This is a genomic window from Bradyrhizobium sp. USDA3516, assembly GCF_057651995.1.
The window spans coordinates 539,334-557,353 of record NZ_JBYGYN010000001.1 but is presented as its reverse complement, the minus strand read 5'-3'; the positions used below and the strand labels follow the sequence as shown (position 1 = coordinate 557,353).

14 protein-coding genes are annotated in these 18,020 nt (G+C 65.6%); 9 read left to right on the top strand and 5 right to left on the bottom strand.

Features of this window, described 5'->3' with window-relative positions; translation table 11 throughout:
• Positions 1-5: 5 nt before the first annotated feature.
• The gene (locus AC24YW_RS02905) at positions 6-1,148 is read left to right on the top strand and encodes a PepSY-associated TM helix domain-containing protein (protein WP_487481282.1); all 1,143 of its coding nucleotides are present in this window, start codon (positions 6-8) and stop codon (positions 1,146-1,148) included.
• A 243-nt stretch (positions 1,149-1,391) separates the two neighbouring features.
• On the opposite strand, the gene AC24YW_RS02900 is transcribed toward AC24YW_RS02905, so the two are convergent.
• The 3 genes from AC24YW_RS02900 to AC24YW_RS02890 form a co-directional block, all read right to left on the bottom strand.
• Positions 1,392-1,886: an MgtC/SapB family protein gene (locus tag AC24YW_RS02900; protein ID WP_487481281.1), complete on the bottom strand. Its 495-nt coding sequence runs from the start codon at positions 1,884-1,886 to the stop codon at positions 1,392-1,394.
• 10 nt (positions 1,887-1,896) lie between these two features.
• Positions 1,897-2,478 carry a peroxidase-related enzyme gene (locus tag AC24YW_RS02895; protein ID WP_487481280.1) on the bottom strand — a complete coding sequence of 194 codons (582 nt, stop codon included), beginning with the start codon at positions 2,476-2,478 and terminating at the stop codon, positions 1,897-1,899.
• A 223-nt stretch (positions 2,479-2,701) separates the two neighbouring features.
• Positions 2,702-4,441 (bottom strand): ATP-binding protein, encoded by a 1,740-nt coding sequence (locus AC24YW_RS02890; RefSeq protein WP_487481279.1) that lies wholly within the window; start codon positions 4,439-4,441, stop codon positions 2,702-2,704.
• Positions 4,442-4,829: 388 nt separating this feature from the next.
• Here AC24YW_RS02890 and AC24YW_RS02885 point away from each other — a divergent pair, with 388 nt between their 5' ends.
• Entirely contained in the window at positions 4,830-5,795 is a 966-nt protein-coding gene (locus tag AC24YW_RS02885) for a catechol 2,3-dioxygenase (RefSeq protein ID WP_487481278.1), read from the top strand.
• Positions 5,796-5,934: 139 nt separating this feature from the next.
• Here the strand turns inward: AC24YW_RS02885 and AC24YW_RS02880 are convergent, their stop codons facing one another.
• Positions 5,935-9,462 (bottom strand): molybdopterin cofactor-binding domain-containing protein, encoded by a 3,528-nt coding sequence (locus AC24YW_RS02880; RefSeq protein WP_487481277.1) that lies wholly within the window; start codon positions 9,460-9,462, stop codon positions 5,935-5,937.
• Positions 9,462-9,944, bottom strand: coding sequence for a (2Fe-2S)-binding protein (locus tag AC24YW_RS02875; RefSeq protein ID WP_487481276.1), 483 nt, complete (start codon positions 9,942-9,944; stop codon positions 9,462-9,464). The genes AC24YW_RS02880 and AC24YW_RS02875 overlap by 1 nt, the downstream gene beginning before the upstream one ends.
• A 270-nt stretch (positions 9,945-10,214) precedes the next feature.
• Between AC24YW_RS02875 and AC24YW_RS02870 the strand changes: the two genes are divergently transcribed.
• From AC24YW_RS02870 to AC24YW_RS02840, 7 genes are all read left to right on the top strand, one after another.
• A complete protein-coding gene (locus AC24YW_RS02870; protein ID WP_487481847.1) occupies positions 10,215-11,672 on the top strand; it encodes a 6-hydroxynicotinate reductase in 1,458 nt (485 codons plus the stop codon).
• On the top strand, positions 11,669-12,565 hold the full coding sequence (locus tag AC24YW_RS02865) for a UPF0280 family protein (RefSeq protein WP_487481275.1): 897 nt from the start codon (positions 11,669-11,671) through the stop codon (positions 12,563-12,565). The genes AC24YW_RS02870 and AC24YW_RS02865 overlap by 4 nt, the downstream gene beginning before the upstream one ends.
• Before the next feature lie 15 nt (positions 12,566-12,580).
• Entirely contained in the window at positions 12,581-13,165 is a 585-nt protein-coding gene (locus tag AC24YW_RS02860) for an amino acid synthesis family protein (protein ID WP_487481274.1), read from the top strand.
• Positions 13,166-13,202: 37 nt separating this feature from the next.
• Entirely contained in the window at positions 13,203-14,405 is a 1,203-nt protein-coding gene (locus tag AC24YW_RS02855) for an ABC transporter substrate-binding protein (RefSeq protein WP_487481273.1), read from the top strand.
• A gap of 217 nt (positions 14,406-14,622) precedes the next feature.
• Positions 14,623-16,512 (top strand): ABC transporter permease, encoded by a 1,890-nt coding sequence (locus AC24YW_RS02850; RefSeq protein ID WP_487481272.1) that lies wholly within the window; start codon positions 14,623-14,625, stop codon positions 16,510-16,512.
• Positions 16,509-17,300, top strand: a complete 792-nt coding sequence (locus tag AC24YW_RS02845; protein WP_487481271.1) for an ABC transporter ATP-binding protein — start codon at positions 16,509-16,511, stop codon at positions 17,298-17,300. Before AC24YW_RS02850 ends, AC24YW_RS02845 begins: the two co-directional genes overlap by 4 nt.
• Complete coding sequence (locus tag AC24YW_RS02840) at positions 17,297-18,001, top strand: ABC transporter ATP-binding protein (RefSeq protein WP_036022338.1); 705 nt, start codon at positions 17,297-17,299, stop codon at positions 17,999-18,001. The genes AC24YW_RS02845 and AC24YW_RS02840 overlap by 4 nt, the downstream gene beginning before the upstream one ends.
• Positions 18,002-18,020: the final 19 nt, after the last annotated feature.

Below are 18,020 nucleotides of genomic sequence, written 5' to 3'. Positions count from 1 at the left end.
TCGTCATGGTTCAGGCCCGCACGATCCGCCTGTGGTCCCGCATTCACACCTGGACCTCGCTCGCGTGCATGCTGTTCCTGCTGATGCTGTGCGTGACGGGGCTTCCGCTCGTCTTTCACGATGAGATCGACGATCTGCTCGAGGTCGAGATTGCGGCGCCCGCGATGCCGGAAGCAACGCCGCGTCTGTCGCTCGACCGGATGATCGCGGCGGCTCAGGCGCGCTTTCCCGGCCAGTATGTCCTGCTGCTCAATCTCAAGCAGACCGAGCCACTCGTGACTGTGGCCGTTTCTCCGACCGCTGTCCCGGCGCCGGGCAACTTCCATCGTCTGACGTTCGATGCGCGAACGGCCGAAATGCTCGGCGAGGAAGCCCCGCATCAGGACGTCATGGATATCGTGCTGCGGATCCACAAGGACATGTTCGCAGGGCTCCCCGGCGAATTGTTTCTCGGGACGATGGGGCTGGTGTTCGCCGTGTCGATCATCTCCGGTATCGTGGTCTATTGGCCGTTCATGCGGCGGCTCGATTTCGGCACGATCCGCCGGCGGTCGTCGCCGCGCGTCAAATGGCTCGACATCCATAATCTGCTCGGCATCGTCACGCTGACGTGGACGTTGGTGGTCGGTCTCACCGGCATGATCAACACACTGGCGACGCCGCTGTTCGACCTGTGGCGGGCGCAGCTCATTCCCGTCTTGCTGGCGCCTCATCTGGGCAAGCCGGTGGCTCCGATCCCTTCGGTTCAAGCCGCCGTCGAGCTCGTCCGCACCAGATTTCCGGATCGCCTCGTCACCTCGGTGACGATGCCGACCGCTGCGCGCTTCGGCAGCCCGCAGCACCTCGTGGTCTGGACCAAGGGAGCGACGCCCTTCACGGCGCGCATGCTCCAGCCGATGCTGGTCGACGCCAATGACGGCAAGACGATCGTCGCGCCCGAGGTGCCGTGGTATCTGAAGACGCTTCAGGTCTCGCGTCCGCTGCATTTCGGCGATTACGGCGGGCTTCCGTTGAAGATCGTCTGGGCGCTTCTCGACATCATGGCGATCGTCGTTCTCGTCAGCGGAATCTATCTCTGGGCGGCAAGGCGAAAGCCGTCGGACCGAAAGCCGCTGCGCACAGAGCGGCCCGCGGCAGTCGGTGTCTGATCCCATGCGCCCTTTCGTGTCCAAGGCGGACGCTACCAACCTGGCCCGGCACTCCAGAAGCGGGTGGGACGTGTTCCGGGCGCCGCTCCTGGTCGGCTTGGTCTGCGCCGTGGGGCTCGGTCTGGCGCTCGTCGGAGATGGAATCTGGGACGGCCTGTCGTGGCTGGCTCTTTCGCTGCCGGTTGCGCTTGCGGCGTTCTACTGGCACCGCGCAGGCCGTCGGCGCTGACGGCAAACCGATTGCTATCGGTGCTGCTCCTCCGGGGCGCCTTCGACCTCATGCGCCTCGTCCTTGCCGCCAAGCATGCGATGCAGCCGGCGCTCGAGGCGGCGGCCAATCGTCAGCAGGACGAAGGCCAGCGCCAGGGCGACGACGACGATCTTCCATTGTCCGGCGCCGCAGACGATGCCGAGGCAGGCGGCAAGGAAAGTGCAGGCGGCGCTGGTGAGCCCTCGAACGCGAAACCCGGTGCTTTGGTGCACGATGACGCCGGCGCCGAGAAAGCCGATGCCGGTGAGGATGCCCTGGATGACACGGCTGACGGCGTCGACGACCCTTGCCGGTTCGGCGAGCTGCAATGCGAGCAAAACCACGCTCGCAGTGGAAAGCCCGACGATGCCGAGCGTCTTCAGCCCGATCGGCTTGCCGTGCAGGTCGCGGTTGAGGCCGATCGCGCCGCCGGCGAGCGTCGCTGTGCCGAGGCGCAGCAGGATTTCGGGCCAGTCGAGCTCGGTCATGGCGCCTCGATCATGTCTTCGGCAGGCGGCCCATCAGATAGAACTCCTCGTTCGGCCGCATGCCCGTGAAGTTCGCCAGCCGGTTCGACAGCGCGAAGAAGGCGGAGATCGCGGCGATGTCCCAGATGTCATCGTCGCTGAAGCCGTGGGGCGCGAGCGCTACGAAATCATCCTCGGAAATCCGCTGCGCGTCTGCCGAGACCTTCATGGCGAAATCGAGCATCGCCTTCTGCCGCGGCGTGATGTCGGCCTTGCGGTAGTTGATCGCGACCTGGTCGGCGATCACAGTGTTCTTGGCGCGGATGCGCAGGATCGCGCCATGGGCGATCACGCAATATTGGCACTGGTTGGCCGCCGACGTCGCCACCACGATCATCTCGCGCTCGGCCTTGGTGAGGCCGCCGTCCTTCTCCATCAGCGCGTCGTGATAGGCGAAGAAGGCGCGGAATTCGTCGGGGCGATAGGCCAGAGTCAGGAACACGTTCGGCACGAAGCCGCTCTTCTCCTGCACGGCGAGGAGGCGCGTGCGGATGTCGTCGGGCAGCGTGTCGAGAGCGGGGGCGGGAAAGCGTTGCGCGGTGGTCTTGGTCATGGGCTGGGGTTCCGGCTTTTAGGCGGGAACCATAGTCGATGCGGGCGAGACGCTCCAGAGGCGTCGCAAGGTCTCGTGCCCCGGACGCGGCGCAGCGCTTCTCCAGCGATGCGCTGCTGAGCCGGGGCCCAGGTTTCCGAGAGCGCGGTATGTGTGGCGTGGGTCCCGGCTCTGCGCAGCAACGCTAAGGGCGTTGCAGCGCGTCCGGGACACGAGAGATGTGCTACCGCAGCGGCTTCTTCAGCAGCGAGAAGCGGTCCGGGTCGAGGCCCATCGACGGCTGCAGCATCGGGGCTTCGACGCTGGACATCGTCTTCGCCGGCGGTGCCGAGAACACCGGGTCGTTCGGCACGTCGCGCTGCGAGGTGGCGCCGCGCCAGCGTTCCAGCACGGCGCTGACGAAATGCATGTCGTGCCCGGAGGTGACGGAGGGCACGCTCGAGATGGTGGCCTCGCCGCGCGGCAATTGGTGCGGCGGCACCTCCTTGAAGCGCAGGCGGGTCGGCAGCGCCACGCCTTCGCCGAACGCCAGCACCTCGCGAGTGCCGAGCGACGGCACGAAGGAGAGCAGGTTCGCGGCGGCGTCCGACACCGCGGCGCGCAGCAGCGCCTGGTCGCGGTCGTTGGCGAGGCGCATCGTGAACAGCGTGTTGCACTGGGAGATGATGGTGGCGTCGAGCTCGGCCGGGCGCTGGGTGATGAGGCCGAGATAGACGCCGTATTTGCGGCCTTCCTTGGCGATGCGCGACACCGCCTTGCGGGTCGGGCCGAAGCCGATGTTGCGGTCGGCGGAGGCATAGCGGTGCGCCTCCTCGCAGACGAACAGCAGCGGCGAGACGCCGTCGCTCCACAGCCCGAAGTCGAAGGCCATGCGGCAGAGCACGGAGACCACGGAATCGATCACCTCGGCCGGGAAGCCGGCGAGCTGCATCACCGTCATCGGCTTGCCGTTGGCGGGCAGGCGGAACAGATGGCTGATGACCTCGGCCATGGTGTCGCCGCCGACATTGGCGTTGTCGAACATGAAGGCGTAGCGCGGGTCGTTGCGCACCGCCTCGATGCGCGAGATCAGCTTGTGATAGATGATGCGCGAGGAGCGGTTTTCGAGCTTGCCCATGCGCTCGTCGATCAGCGACAGCAGGTCGACCAGGCGATAGGGCACCGGCGTATCGACGGTGTAGCCGATCTGCTTGGGATCGATGCGCTTGAGGCCGATGCGGTCGGCGTTCTGGTACTGGGTGTAGACGCCCTTGGCGAGCGGGATCACCTCGGCGAGGATGTCGAGCTCTTCCGGCACGCCGGCGCGGCCGCCGAACAGCACGTCGACGATTTCCTCGAAGTTGAACAGCCAGAACGGCAGCTTCAGGTTTCGCGGGTTGAGCACCAGCGCGCGATCGCCGAAGCAGCGGCCATATTCGTTGTGCACGTCGAGCAGGAAGATGCGCAGGTTCGGCCGCGCCTTCAGGATCTCGTTGAGAAGCAGCGAGACACCGGTCGATTTACCGACGCCGGTCGATCCCAGCACGGCAAAATGCTTGGACAGCATTTCTTCGACGTCGACATAGGCGATGACCGAGCGGTCCTGCTGCAGGAAGCCGACATTGATCTGGTCCGAGCCGGTCGGCGCGTAGATCGTGCGCAGCTCCTGGCTCGTGATCAGGTCGACGGCATCGCCGATGGTCGGATAGTTGGTGACACCGCGCTGAAACTTGGCCTTGTCCGCGGCGTTGAGAATCTCGCCGAGCAGGTCGACCGAGGCGATGGCGATGTAATTGTCCGCGCTCGACAGGTTCTCGCAGGAGACCTCCGTGATCATCGCAACGATGACCGAGCTGCTGCAACGGATACTGACGAAGCGCCCGACGGTGGCCCGCACCTCCGAGATCGGCATCCGGCTTTCCGCCAGAAGCCCGACCCGGGCGAGCGATCCGCGAACCGAAATCACGCGTCCAAAGGATGTCACGATGAATGAACCCGGCAAGAGCAAAGGGATTTGCCCGACTATGCGTGGCGGTCGCTGCACAAACGGTTAAACGCCGGACGCGCCGGCTCCGTTAAATCCGCGGTAATTCGGTCCGGAGCCTTGTCGCCAACGCCGGCCAATGCGCGGAATCGCCGGGAAAATGCTGCATTCCGGACCCTTCAAGTGAGATGGCGCTTAAGTAAGGGTTTACCATTCGGGCAGGCTGCGCATTAGGCAGGCTGCGACTTTCAGCCGGAGGACGGCCACCGAGCCGGTCAGGCGCCGATCGCAGCGGGGTCTCCGGCGCTTTGTTGACGGGACCTAATGATTTGTACATTAGTACAAATAGGGGGCCCAGACTGCCCCGCGCCTGCTCCAGGAGGAAACCATGCAGCCCGAACCGATCCTCGATCTCGCCCACCTCGGCCACATGGAGCTGCTGACACCGAAGCCGGACGAAAGCCTGAAGTTCTTCGTCGACGTCATGGGCATGACGGTCAGCGGACAGAAGGGTGAGTCGGTCTATTTGCGCGGCTGGGACGATTACGAGCGCTATTCGCTGAAGCTGACGGCATCGAAGACCTCGGGCATGGGTCACATGGCGCTGCGTGCGCGCAGCCAGCAGGCGCTGGAGCGGCGCGTCGCCGCGCTCAGGGGATCCGGCTTCGACATCGGCTGGATCGACGGCGACATGGGGCAGGGGCCGACCTTCCGCTGCCGCGACCCCGATGGCCATATCGTCGAGCTCTATTACGAGACCGAATGGTATCAGGCGCCGCCCGAGCTCAAGCCTGCGCTGAAGAACCAGGCGCAGCGCTTTCCCGCCCGCGGCGTCAATGTCCGCCGGCTCGACCACCTCAACTGCCTCGCCGTCGACATCAAGGCCAACCGCGAGTTCTTCGAGACCTATCTCGGCTGCCGCCTCACCGAGCAGATCGTGCTCAACGACGGCCGTGAGGCGGCGATGTGGCTGACGATGTCGAACAAGAGCTACGACTTTGCCTATTCGCTCGACCATTCCGGCGTGCCGGGCCGCTTCCACCACGTCACCTACGCGCTCGACAGCCGCGAGGAAATTCTGCGCGCCGCCGACATTTTCCTGGAGAACGGCGTGCACATCGAGACCGGGCCGCACAAGCACGCGATCCAGCAGACCTTCTTCCTCTATGTCTATGAGCCCGGCGGCAACCGCGTCGAGGTCGCCAATGCCGGCGCACGCCTCATCCTCGCGCCCGACTGGAAGCCGATCGTGTGGACGGAGGAGGAGCGGAAGAAGGGCCAGGCCTGGGGCTTGAAGACGATCGAGTCGTTCCACACCCACGGCACGCCGCCGGTGGAGGTGAAGCACGGGTAGCGTATTCGCCGCAGTGTCATTCCGGGGGCGACGCGAAGCGGCGAGCTATGATGCGCAATTGCGCATCTGAGAATCCATAACCCCAGCTGGTGGGTATGGATTCCGGGCTCCCTCGCTATGCTCGGGCCCCGGAATGACGTTAGTGGGTTGAACTTCGCACCTTTGCGATCGTCTCGCGCACGCCGGTCCAGGCCGGCTTGCTAGGTGCGAACTGCCGGCGCAGGAAGCTGACGAGCTCCTCGATCTGCGCGTCGCTCATGCTGTTCCCAAACGCGGGCATGTAGCCGAGATCGCTCGACACGGGCTCGGCGATGCCGTGCAGGATCACCTGCACGAGATTGTCAGCCGTTCTGCTGTGCAGATTGCTGTTGAGCGCGAGCGACGGGCGGCTGCCGAACAGCGGCAGGCCGCCGACCTCGTGGCACACCGCACAGGCGCCCTGGTAGAGCCGCGCACCGGTCGAAGATGCGACGGTGACCTGGGTCGCGCGCTCGAGCCTAGCAGCGAGCGCCTCCTGCGCCTGTTGGTCGATCGCGGTGTCGTTGAACGAATTGAGATAGACCGCCATCGCACGGATGTCCTGGTCGGGCAGAGCCTTGAGGTCCCGGACAACAGGCGCCATCGGGCCGGCGGCAACGCCGTGGTACTGCGAATGGCCGGTGCGCAAATAAGTGTAGAGCTCATCCTCGCTCCACGGGATCGGCGCGTGCGAGAGCGAGGTCAGCGCCGGCGCTTCCCAGCCTTCGGCAAAGCCGCCGGCGAGATAGGCGTTGCGCTGCTCGGCGCCCAGCGCGTTGCGCGGCGAATGGCAGCCGCTGCAATGGCCGAGGCTCTCGACCAGATAGGCGCCGCGATTCCAAGCCTCGGACTTTGACGGGTCGAGCTTGAATTCGCGCGTTCGGTGGAACAGCGCGTTCCAGCCCGCCAGCAGGGGGCGGAGATTGAACGGGAAGGCGAGCGCATTCGCCGGCGTCGTCGCGCGGACCGCAGGCTGCGCCATCAGGTAAGCGTAGAGCGCCTGCAGATCGGCATCGCTGGTCTTTGCAAAATGCGTGTAAGGGAAGGCGGGATAGAGCTGGCGTCCGTCGCGATGCAGGCCATCGCGCATGGCGCGCTCGAAGGCGGGATAGGACCAGGCGCCGATGCCGGTCTCGACGTCGGGCGTGATGTTGGTCGCGTAGATCGTCCCGAACGGCGTTTCCAAGGCGCGGCCACCGGCATTTGGTGCGCCGCCGACGACGGTGTGGCACTCCGCGCAATTGCCCAGCGCTGCAAGCTGCTGGCCGCGCGCAATCGTCGCCGCCGAATAGACCGAAGCATCGGGCCGGGTGATCGGGGCGATGGCGCGGCCGGGCAGCAGCGCAGCGCCGATGCCGATCGCGGCGGTGCAGACGGCTGCGATCGTTGCGAAGATGCCGGCGCGCCTGGCGAACGGATTTTCCCAGATGCGCGACGGAGGCGGGGCTGCGGGCGCGGGCAGGGCCTGTGACGCCGGCGGTGCTTCGCCGTGCAATCCCCTGAGGATGCGCTCGGGCGTGAACGGCGGCTCGCGAAAGCGCACGCCGGTGGCATCGAAGATGGCATTCGCGATCGCCGCTGCGCTCGGCACCGAGGCGGACTCGCCGACGCCGAGCGGCGGCTGGTCTTGCCGCGGGAGCATCAGGACGTCGATCTTGGGCACGTCGGGGAATGGAATGATCGGATAGGCGCCCCATTCGCGCGCGGCCACCGCGCCGCGTTCGAACGATACCTCCTCCATCAGCGCGCGGCTGGTGGACTGGATGACGTTGCCCTGGATCTGGTGGCGCACGCCGTCCGGGTTGATCATCAAACCGGAATCCTGGCCCGCGACGACGCGCGTCACGCTGACGTCGCCGGTCGTCTTGTTCACCGCGACGTCGGCAACCCACGCCGACCACGCCGCGCCATAGCCCGGAAACTTGCTGTGGACGTAGAGCGCATAGGCAAAGCCGCGCCCGTGCACGACCTCGCCGTCCTTCTCCTCGCGAGCGGCGCGCGGCGTCCAGCCCGCGCGCTCGGCCACCGCATTGACCAGATCGACCGCGCGCGGGTCCTTCAGATAGCGAAGGCGATATTCGATGGGATCGACGCCGGCTTCCGTTGCGGCCTCGTCGATATAGGATTCATGCGCAAAGGTGTTCGGCAGGGCCGAGACGCCGCGAAACCAGGAGGCCCGCACGATCGGCGCCATGTCGTGCGCGACGACGCGCATGTGCTCGTAATCGTAGGGCGGGATCGCGGTGCGGTCGCCCATCTGGAGCACGGCGGGTTCGGGCGAGAGGCGGCCGGTCAGCAGCAGCGCCAGCGTCGGCGCGGCATTCGAGGGATAGCGCGTGGCGAGATCGTAAGCGGCGATGCCGCCGTCAGCGTCGAGACCGCCATTGACGTCGATGAGCTGCGCGGTGCCTTTCGGCTCCCAGGCGTGCTCCTGCTCGCGCGTCAGCTGCACGCGGACCGGACGGCCGACGGCGCGCGACAGCAGCAGCGCATCGGCGGTGACGTCGTCGGCGCAGTTGCGGCCGTAGCAGCCGGCGGCCTCCAGCCGGATCACCTCGATCTCGCTCTCGGGGCGCTCGATCAGCAGCGCGAGGTCGCCGCGCAGCACGTGCGGGTTCTGCGTGCCCGACCAGACCCGGATGTTGCCGTCCCTGTAGTCAGCGACGGCGCAGGAGGGACCGATCGAGGCGTGCATCTGATACGGCCAGACGTAAGTGCGCTGCATCGGCCTGGCCGCGCCCGATATCGCCTTGTCGACCTCGCCCTTGTCGATCAGCGTGCGCGGCGTCGATGGATTGGCGCGCAGGGCGGTCTCGACATCGGCGAGGTCGGTCAGCGTCGGCGTCGGCTTCCAGCTCACCTTGAGCTGCTCTGCCGCACGGATCGCATTCTCCTCGCGCTCGGCGACGACGCCGACGAAATCGCCGATCCGCACCACGGCGACAAGGCCGGGAATGTCGCGCACGGAGGATTCGTCGACCGCAATGAGGCTGGTGCCGACGAACGGTCCGGCATCGACGCCAGCATAGGGCGGCCGCACCACGCGGCCGTGCAGCATGCCGGGTACGCGAATGTCGTGCACGAAAGTCAGCTCGCCCGTGGCTTTGGCAGGTAGATCGACGCGCGGCGCCGACTGGCCGACGATGGCGTAATCGCCGACCGGCTTGACCCGCACGTCATCGGCCAGCTCGAGGCGGATCGCCTCGTCGCCGATGAGCTCGCCATAGCTGATGCTGCGGTTGTTGTGGCCGCGAACGAGTCCGTCCTCGATCTTGAGCTCGGCTTCCGGCAAGTCCAGGCGTTCCACCGCGCGCGCGATCAGAAAGTGCCGCGCTTGCGCCGCCGCCTTCCGCAGCGGCACGGCCGTGATCTGGATGGTTTCGCTCGCAATCGTCGCGCCCTGGTTCGGCACCAATGCCGTGTCGCCGAGCACGACGACGACGCGGGCAAAAGAAACATCGAGCTCTTCGGCGACGATCTGGCCCAGCGCAGTGCGGATGCCGGTGCCGAGATCGACATGGCCGTTATAGGCCGTGACCGAACCGTCCGCGGTGATCCGGACGAAGGTCTCCGACGTGACCTCGTCCACGCTGCGCGCGACGACGAGCGAACCCGTGCGCTCAGCTCCTTTCGAAACAAAGGAGGCCATCAATCTGCGGCCTCGGTGAGTTGGCCGGATGCGCGCATCACCGCGCGCAGGATCTCGACATGCGTGCCGCAGCGGCAAAGATTGTAGCGCAGCGCCGCCAGCGCCTCCTGCTCGGTCGGCCGCGGGTTGATCGCGAGCAACGCCTTGGTGGTCATGATCATGCCGTTGAGACAATAGCCGCATTGTGCGGCCTGCTCGTCGATGAAGGCCTGCTGCACGACGTCGGGCTTGTCGCTTGTGCCGAGACCTTCGAGCGTCACGATGTCGCGCCCGATGCAGCCGCTCACCGGAATCACGCAGGAGCGTGCCGCCAGTCCGTCGATCAGGACAGTACAGGTGCCGCATTCCCCCAAGCCGCAGCCGTATTTCGGGCCGTTCAGCGCGAGATCATTGCGCAGCACGTAGAGCAGCGGCGTGTCCCGCGCTGCCGTGACCTCGTGGATCCTGCCGTTCACGGTGAGGCGGATCGGTGTCTGCGTCATCCTCGTTCCCAAGCCCAAGACCAACCCAAGACGATATCCAAGATCATGCAATCGCGAAAATTCGGTGCCGCGACGATACCGTTTGTACACAAACGTGCAAGCCGTGCATGCCGCACTGCAGCGCGGCTGCCTTCTTTGTGGACAGAGCGGATAGGCAAATGAGGTTTTATGCGGCAGCGGCATCTTTTGCGCTGCACCGCCGCTTGACAGGCCCGGGGCAGCGCGCGCAACATCGTTCGTATACGAATGATAACTGCGATGTCCGCCGATATGGTGACAGAAACGACGAGCGCCGTCATCGACAAGATCCGCTGCGATGCTTGTCCGGTGATGTGCTACATCAAGCCCGGCGCGGCGGGGGCCTGCGATCGCTATGCCAATCACGACGGCAAGCTCGTCCGCGTCGATCCGCACGTCATCCTGGAGCGCACCGTCTCTCACGGCGGCAAGCTCGTCCCGTTCAGCCGCACCGAGGACTGGGACGGCAAGATCGTCCATGAGCCCTCGACTTTCGTGACGGCGATCGGCGCAGGCACGACCTATCCCGACTACAAGCCGGCGCCGTTCATCGTTTCCGCGGAGGTCGACGGCGTCGACATGGTGACCGTTGTCACCGAGGGCATCTTCTCCTATTGCGGCATCAAGGTGAAGATCGACACCGACCGCTATCTCGGCCCGGAGACCGCGACCGTGCGCGCGCAGGGCGAGGCGGTCGGCCACGTCACGACAAGCGAATACGGCTCGCAGATGCTCTCGCTCGGCGGCGTGCATCACCTGACCGGCGGTTCCAAGAAGGAGGGCCGTGTCACCTGTGACACGCTGATGGACCTCGCCAATTGCAAGGCGGTGGAGCTCACCATCGACGGCGGCGCCACCGTGGTGGTGCAGGCCGGCCAGCCGCCGATCGTCAACGGCGTGAAGGAAGAGCGCATGCGCGTCGGCTGCGGCTCGGCAACGATCGGCATGTTTGCCAAGCAATGGCATGGCAAGGTCGATGAAGTCGTCGTGGTCGACGACCACATCACCGGCGTCCTCAGTGAGCATCAGGCGGGCAAGCTGCTCGACATCGCCGACACCGGCATCAAGATGAAGGGCCGCCGCTCGACGCCCGGCCGCTATTTCCAGGTGGCCGATCCAGGCACGGGCTGGGGCGGCACCAACATCTCCGATCCCTTGTCGATCCTGGGCCCGTTCGATGCCAAGGAAGCGAAGCCTGGCCTGACCATGCTGATGGTCTCCACCACCGGCGAGCATTCGTCCTATTACGTGCTCGACGAGGCCTTGAAGCCGGTCGAGACCGAGATGCCTGATGACTTGAAGTTCTCGGTCGAGCGTATCCAGGAAAACTGCGAGCCGGCGTTGTGCACGGTGTTGTTCATGGCGGGAGCGGGCGGCTCCTTGCGCGCCGGCGTCACCGACAATCCCGTGCGTTTGACTCGCTCAGTTAAGGACGCGCTGACGCGCGTCACCAGCGGCGGCGCGCCGGTCTATGTCTGGCCCGGCGGCGGCATCACCTACATGGTCGATGTGACGCAGATGCCGTCAGGCGCGTTCGGCTACGTGCCGACACCGGCCCTGGTCGCGCCGATCGAATTCACCATGAAGCTGTCCGACTACGCCGCGCTCGGTGGACACATGGATTATGTGAAGCCGCTCTCCGAGGTGCAGAACGGCGACGACGTCCGCCAATTGCCCTGGCAGAACCCGCTTCCGGGGCCTCGCACATGACCAGGCGCCCGCAAATCGCATGGCTGTCTGATGGCCGGCGGCTGCATTTGCAGGATGGACCGATCGATCTGATCGTGGAGGCGAGGGGACGTCCGGATTCAGTGCGTGCGGCCTATGAGGCTGCGGCGCAGCGGTTCACTGGATTGCTCGACGAGCTTTGCGCGGAGCTGCCGCAATTGCGCGCCGCCGCTGAGAGGCGCACGTCGCTAAAGGGTGCCGTCGCCCGTCGCATGCACGGTGCTGTCGCGCCTTATGCCGCCGATTGCTTCATCACGCCGATGGCGGCCGTTGCCGGCAGCGTTGCGGAGGAAATTCTGGCCGCAATGCTGCGCGCTGCGGTGCTCGATCGAGTTTACGTCAACAATGGCGGCGACATCGCGCTGCATCTCGGCAAGGGCGAGCATTTTTCCGTCGGCCTGATGGACCGGCCCGACCGCGACGGCGTGATGCGGGCGATGCGGATCGATGCGGACGATCCGGTGCGGGGCGTCGCGACCAGCGGCCGGCACGGCCGCAGCTTTTCGCTCGGGATCGCCGATGCCGTGACCGTGCTGGCGGCAACCGCTTCGCAGGCCGATGCGGCCGCGACCGTGATCGCCAACGCCGTCGATCTGCCCGGGCATCCCGCAATCATCCGAAGGCCGGCGAACGAGCTTCAGCCCGACAGCGATCTCGGCGCACGCCTTGTGACGCGCGGTGTCGGCGAGCTGTCTCACGATGAGATCGCAGCCGCTCTTGAATCTGGCGCGGAATGTGCACGGCAATTGTTCGATCGCGGACTGATCGAAGGTGCCGTGCTGCGGCTTTGTGGTGATATGCTTGTCATCGGAACAAAGGATATAGAAGAGCAACGATCGCGCCCGCGTGTGCTGGAGAACGCGGTCCATGCCTGAACAGGGAAGCGAAACATGAGCGCGATCATCCGCAAGATCGTCACCGTCGTTGAAGAGACGCAGATGGAGATGGGGCGGCAGGTGTCGCCGCCGACCCGGCGTGCGGCGGCGATTGCCGTCATCGAGAATCCGTTTGCCGGAAAATATGTCGAGGATCTTTCGCCGCTGATCGCAATCGGCGAGGAGCTGGGCGAGCTCCTGTCGAAGCGCGCGGTGGCGGCGCTCGGGATCGATGGCGCCAAGGCGCACAGCTACGGCAAGGCGGCGGCGGTCGGCGAGAACGGCGAGCTGGAGCATGCCGCCGCAATCCTCCACCCCAAGATGGGCGCGCCGGTGCGCAAGGTTCTGGGCAAGGGTGCGGCGCTGATTCCCTCATCGAAGAAGCGCAGCGGCCCGGGCACGACGCTCGACATTCCGCTCGGGCACAAGGATGCGGCCTTCGTGCGCAGCCATTTCGACGGCATGGAAGTGCAGATCAACGATGCGCCGCGCGCCAACGAGATCATGGTCGCGGTCGCCATCACCGACAGCGGCCGTCCGCTGCCGCGCGTCGGCGGGCTGACGGTTGCGGAGATCAAGGGCGAAGACGGTCTGAGGTAGATAGAAGTCGTAACGCGAGTTCAAACTGGAGGTTGGGATGCGAGCAAGAAAGACTATCGTCGGCGCGGCCTTCGCGCTTCTGGCGGGCGGCATGGCTCATTCGGCCCTGGCGCAGGACATCAAGATCGGCGAGATCAACAGCTATTCGCTGCTGCCGGCATTCACCGAGCCCTATCGCAAGGGCTGGCAGCTCGCGGTCGAGGAAATCAACGCGGCCGGCGGCATCAACGGCAAGAAGCTCGTCGTCATCTCCAAGGACGATGGCGGCAAGCCGGCGGACGCGCAGACCGCGGCCAACGAACTCGTCTCGAGCGAGGGCGTCGCGATGCTCGCAGGCACGTTCCTGTCGAACATCGGTCTTGCGGTCTCTGACTTCGCCAACCAGAAGAAGGTATTCTTCCTCGCGGCCGAGCCGCTGACGGACGCCATCACCTGGTCCAAGGGCAACAAGTACACCTTCCGCCTGCGTCCCTCCAACTACATGCAGGCGGCGATGCTGGTGGAAGCCGCCAGCAAGTTGCCGGCGAAACGCTGGGCGACGATCGCGCCGAACTACGAATACGGCCAGTCGGCGGTCGCGGTGTTCAAGAAGCTGATGTCGGAGAAGCGCCCGGACATCCAGTGGGTCGACGAGCAATGGCCGCCGCAGGGCAAGATCGACGCCGGCCCGGTGGTGCAGGCGGTTGCCGCCGCCAACCCGGAAGCGATCCTCAACGTCACGTTCGGCGCCGATCTCGTCAAGCTCGTGCGCGAAGGCAACACCCGCGGCCTGTTCAAGGGGCGTGAGGTCGTCTCCTTCCTCACCGGCGAGCCCGAATATCTCGACCCGCTCAAGGACGAGACGCCGGAGGGCTGGATCGTCACCGGCTATCCCTGGTACTCGATCAAGACTCCCGAGCATGATGCGTTCCTGAAAGCGTATCAGGCGAAGTACAACGACTATCCGCGTCTCGGCTCGATCGTCGGCTATCAGACCATCAAGGCGGCCGCCGCGATCCTGGCCAAGGCGGGCTCGACCGATCCGGAGAAGCTGATCGCAGCGGCCGAGGGGATCTCGATGCCGTCGCCGTTCGGCGAGATCACCTTCCGCAAGATCGACCACCAGTCGACGCTCGGGGCCTTCGTCGGCAAGACCGCGCTGAAGGACGGCAAGGGCGTGATGGTGGATTCGTCCTACAAGAAGGGCGCGGACTATCTGCCGAGCGATGCCGAAGTCGGGAAGCTGCGTCCAAAGGATTGATCATGTTCTATCTCTCCCTCTCCCCGCTCTTCGCGGGGAGAGGGTTGGGGTGAGGGGCTCTCTCCACGCTCCGCGCTAGTGGAGAGAGCCCCTCACCCGGATCGCTCCGGACGATGCTTCGCATCGCCGGAGGCGATCCGACCTCTCCCCGCAAGAGCGGGGAGAGGTGAACCAAGACCCGCGTGCCACGGCATGCAACATTCAACCCGGACCGAAGATGGCCTTTTACGTCGTACAGTTTCTGACCGGTCTCGCCAGCGCAGCGTCGCTGTTCCTGGTGGCGTCGGGCCTGTCGATCATCTTCGGCGTGACCCGGATCGTGAACTTCGCGCATGGCGCCTTCTACATGATCGGCGCCTACATCGCCTTCACGCTGACCGAGCGCCTGTCCGGCGCGTTCGGCTTCTGGGGCGGCATCCTCCTCGCGGCGCTCGCAGTGGCGGTGATCGGCGTCATCGTCGAGATGGTGCTGCTCCGCCGCATCTATCATGCGCCCGAGCTGTTCCAGCTGCTCGCGACCTTCGGCCTGACCCTGATGGTCGAGGATCTCGTCGTGCTGATCTGGGGGCCGGACGACCTCGTCGGCCGCCGCGCGCCGGGCTTCAGGGGCGCCATCGATTTCTTCGGCCAGAACATTCCGAGCTACGACCTGTTCCTGATCGTGCTCGGGCCCGTCGTGCTCGGAATTCTCTGGCTATTGTTCCAGCGAACGCGCTGGGGCGTCTTGGTGCGCGCCGCGACGCAGGACCGCGACATGGTGGCAGCCCTCGGCGTCAATCAAAAATGGCTGTTCACATCCGTGTTCGCCGTCGGCGTTTTCCTCGCAGCGCTCGGCGGCGCGCTTCAGATCCCGCGCGATGCCGTGCACCACGCCATGGATCTGCGCATCATCGTCGAGGTCTTCGTCGTGGTGGTGATCGGCGGCCTCGGCAGCATCGTCGGCGCTTTCGTCGCGGCGGTGCTGGTCTCCGAGCTGAATGCCTTCGGCATCCTGATCTTCCCGAAGATCTCCATCATCCTGGTCTTCCTGGTGATGGCGGTGGTGCTGATCGTGCGTCCCTGGGGCCTGTTTGGCAGGCCGGAAGCGGCCGCGCGCAAGACGCCGGGCCTCACCGTCAATCCGTGGCGGCCGCTGACGTCGAACGAGCGGCTGGCCTCGCTGGCAGCGCTCGTCATCGCGGCGATGCTGCCGCTGTTCGCGGGCAATTATCTGCTGACCGTGGCCTCGGAGATCGCGATCTTCGTGATCTTCGCCGTCAGCCTGCACTTCCTGATGTCGGTCGGCGGCCTCGCCTCGTTCGGCCACGCCGCCTATTTCGGCCTCGGCGCCTACGGTATCGCCTTCCTCGCCAAGATGGCGGGACTGCCGATGATCGTCTGCCTGCTGCTCGGGCCGCTACTCGGCTGCATGGGCGCGGCCGTGTTCGGCTTCTTCGCGGTACAGCTCTCCGGCGTCTATTTCGCGATGCTGACGCTCGCCTTCGCGCAGATCGTGTGGTCAATCGCGTTCCAGTGGGTGAACGTGACCGGCGGCGATAACGGCATTCTGGGCCTCTGGCCATCGAGCTGGGCGGCAAGTCCGTCGCGCTTCTACTGGCTTTCACTCGGCGTCGCGGCGCTGGTGACCGTCGCGCTGCGGGCCATGGTGTTCTCGCCGTTCGGCTACGCGCTTCGTGCCACGCGTGACTCAGGTCTGCGCAGCGAAGCCATCGGCATCGATGCCAAGCGCATCCAGTGGACCGCCTTCGTGATCGCCGGCACGACCGCCGGCATCGGCGGTGCGCTGTTCGCCTATCTCAAGGGCAGCGTGTTCCCCGACAATCTCGGCATCTCGCTGTCGGTCGATGCGCTGGTCATGGTGCTGCTCGGCGGCGTCGAGACGGTGTCGGGCGCGGTGATCGGCGCCATCGTCTACAAGGCTTTGAACATCTGGCTGGTGAGCCAGACCGATCTGTCGAAGCTCGTGCTCGGCGGCTTCATCATGCTGATCGTCGTCGTCTTCCCCAAGGGCATCGTCGGCATGCTGGAGATGCTGGCGCAGCGCCGCAAGAAAGCATCGCCGCCGGGATCTCCCTTGCTCGCCAAGCCGATCGAGTCTGCCGAATGAGCGTTGCACCTCCACTTCTCGCGGTCGAAGGCCTGACCAAATCCTATGGCGGCATCCATGCTGTGCGCGGCGTTTCGTTCTCGCTGCGGGCCGGCGAGATCCTGGCGCTGATCGGGCCGAACGGCGCGGGCAAAAGCACCTGCTTCGACATGCTCAACGGCCAGAACATGCCTGACAGCGGGCACGTTCGCCTGCTCGGCGAGGAGATCACCGGCCGGAAGCCGCGTGAGGTCTGGCGGCTCGGCGTTGGCCGCACATTCCAGATCACCGCGACCTTCGCTACCATGACCGTGCGCGAGAACGTGCAGGTCGCGCTGATCTCGCACGGCAAGCAGCTGTTCAATCTGTTCGGCTCGGCGCCGAAGTTCGACCGCACTGAAGCCGGCCGCCTGCTCGAGCTGGTCGGCATGAGCGGTTATGCGGACCGGCCCTGCGGCGAGCTTGCCTATGGCGATCTCAAGCGGCTCGAGCTTGCGGTTGCGCTCGCCAACCAGCCCAAGCTGCTGCTGATGGACGAGCCGACGGCCGGCATGGCACCGCGCGAGCGCGTCGAATTGATGCGGCTGACCGCGCACATTGCCCGGGAAAAATCCATCGGCGTGCTCTTCACTGAGCACGACATGGACGTGGTGTTCGAGCATGCCGACCGCATCCTCGTGCTCAACCGCGGGACGTTGATCGCGGAGGGCTCGCCGGCGGAAGTGCGCGGCAATCCCCAGGTGCAGGCGGTCTATCTCGGCGAGGGCCTGGTCTACGATGCCCGCCACCGCGAGGGAGCCTCCTCATGAAGCTCACGGTGCAGGACCTCAACAGCCATTATGGTCCGGCGCATATCCTGTTCGACATCGGCTTCGAGGTCGGCGAGGGCGAGGTGGTGGCGCTGCTGGGACGCAACGGCGCCGGCAAGTCGACGACGTTCCGCTCGATCGTCGGCCTCGTCGCGCAGCGCTCCGGCCGCATCACGTTCGAGGGCAAGGACGTCTCGTCGAAGCCGACACACGAGATCGTGCGCGATGGCCTCGGCTATGTGCCGGAGGAGCGGCGCATCTTCACGGACCTGACCGTCGAGGAAAACCTCGAAGTCGGCCGCCAGCCGAAACGTCCGAACGCGCCGCACTGGACACGCGAAAAGCTGTTCGCGCTGTTTCCTAACCTCGGCGAGATGAAGAACCGCCCGGGCGGACGCATGAGCGGCGGCGAGCAGCAGATGCTCACCATCGCGCGCACGCTGATGGGCAATCCGTCCTTGGTGTTGCTGGACGAGCCGTCGGAGGGCCTGTCGCCGAAGATCGTGGAGCAGATGGTCGATGCCATCCTGACCATGAAGAAGGAAGGCGTCAGCATCGTCGTCTCCGAGCAGAATCTGCATTTCGCGCGGCTGATTTCGGATCGCGCCTACATCATCGAGCGCGGCCGGATCTGTTTCGGCGGCACCATGGCCGAGCTCGACGCGCGCCCGGATATCCGCGACGCGCATCTGTCCTTGTGAGGCAAGGGGAAGGGGCTGC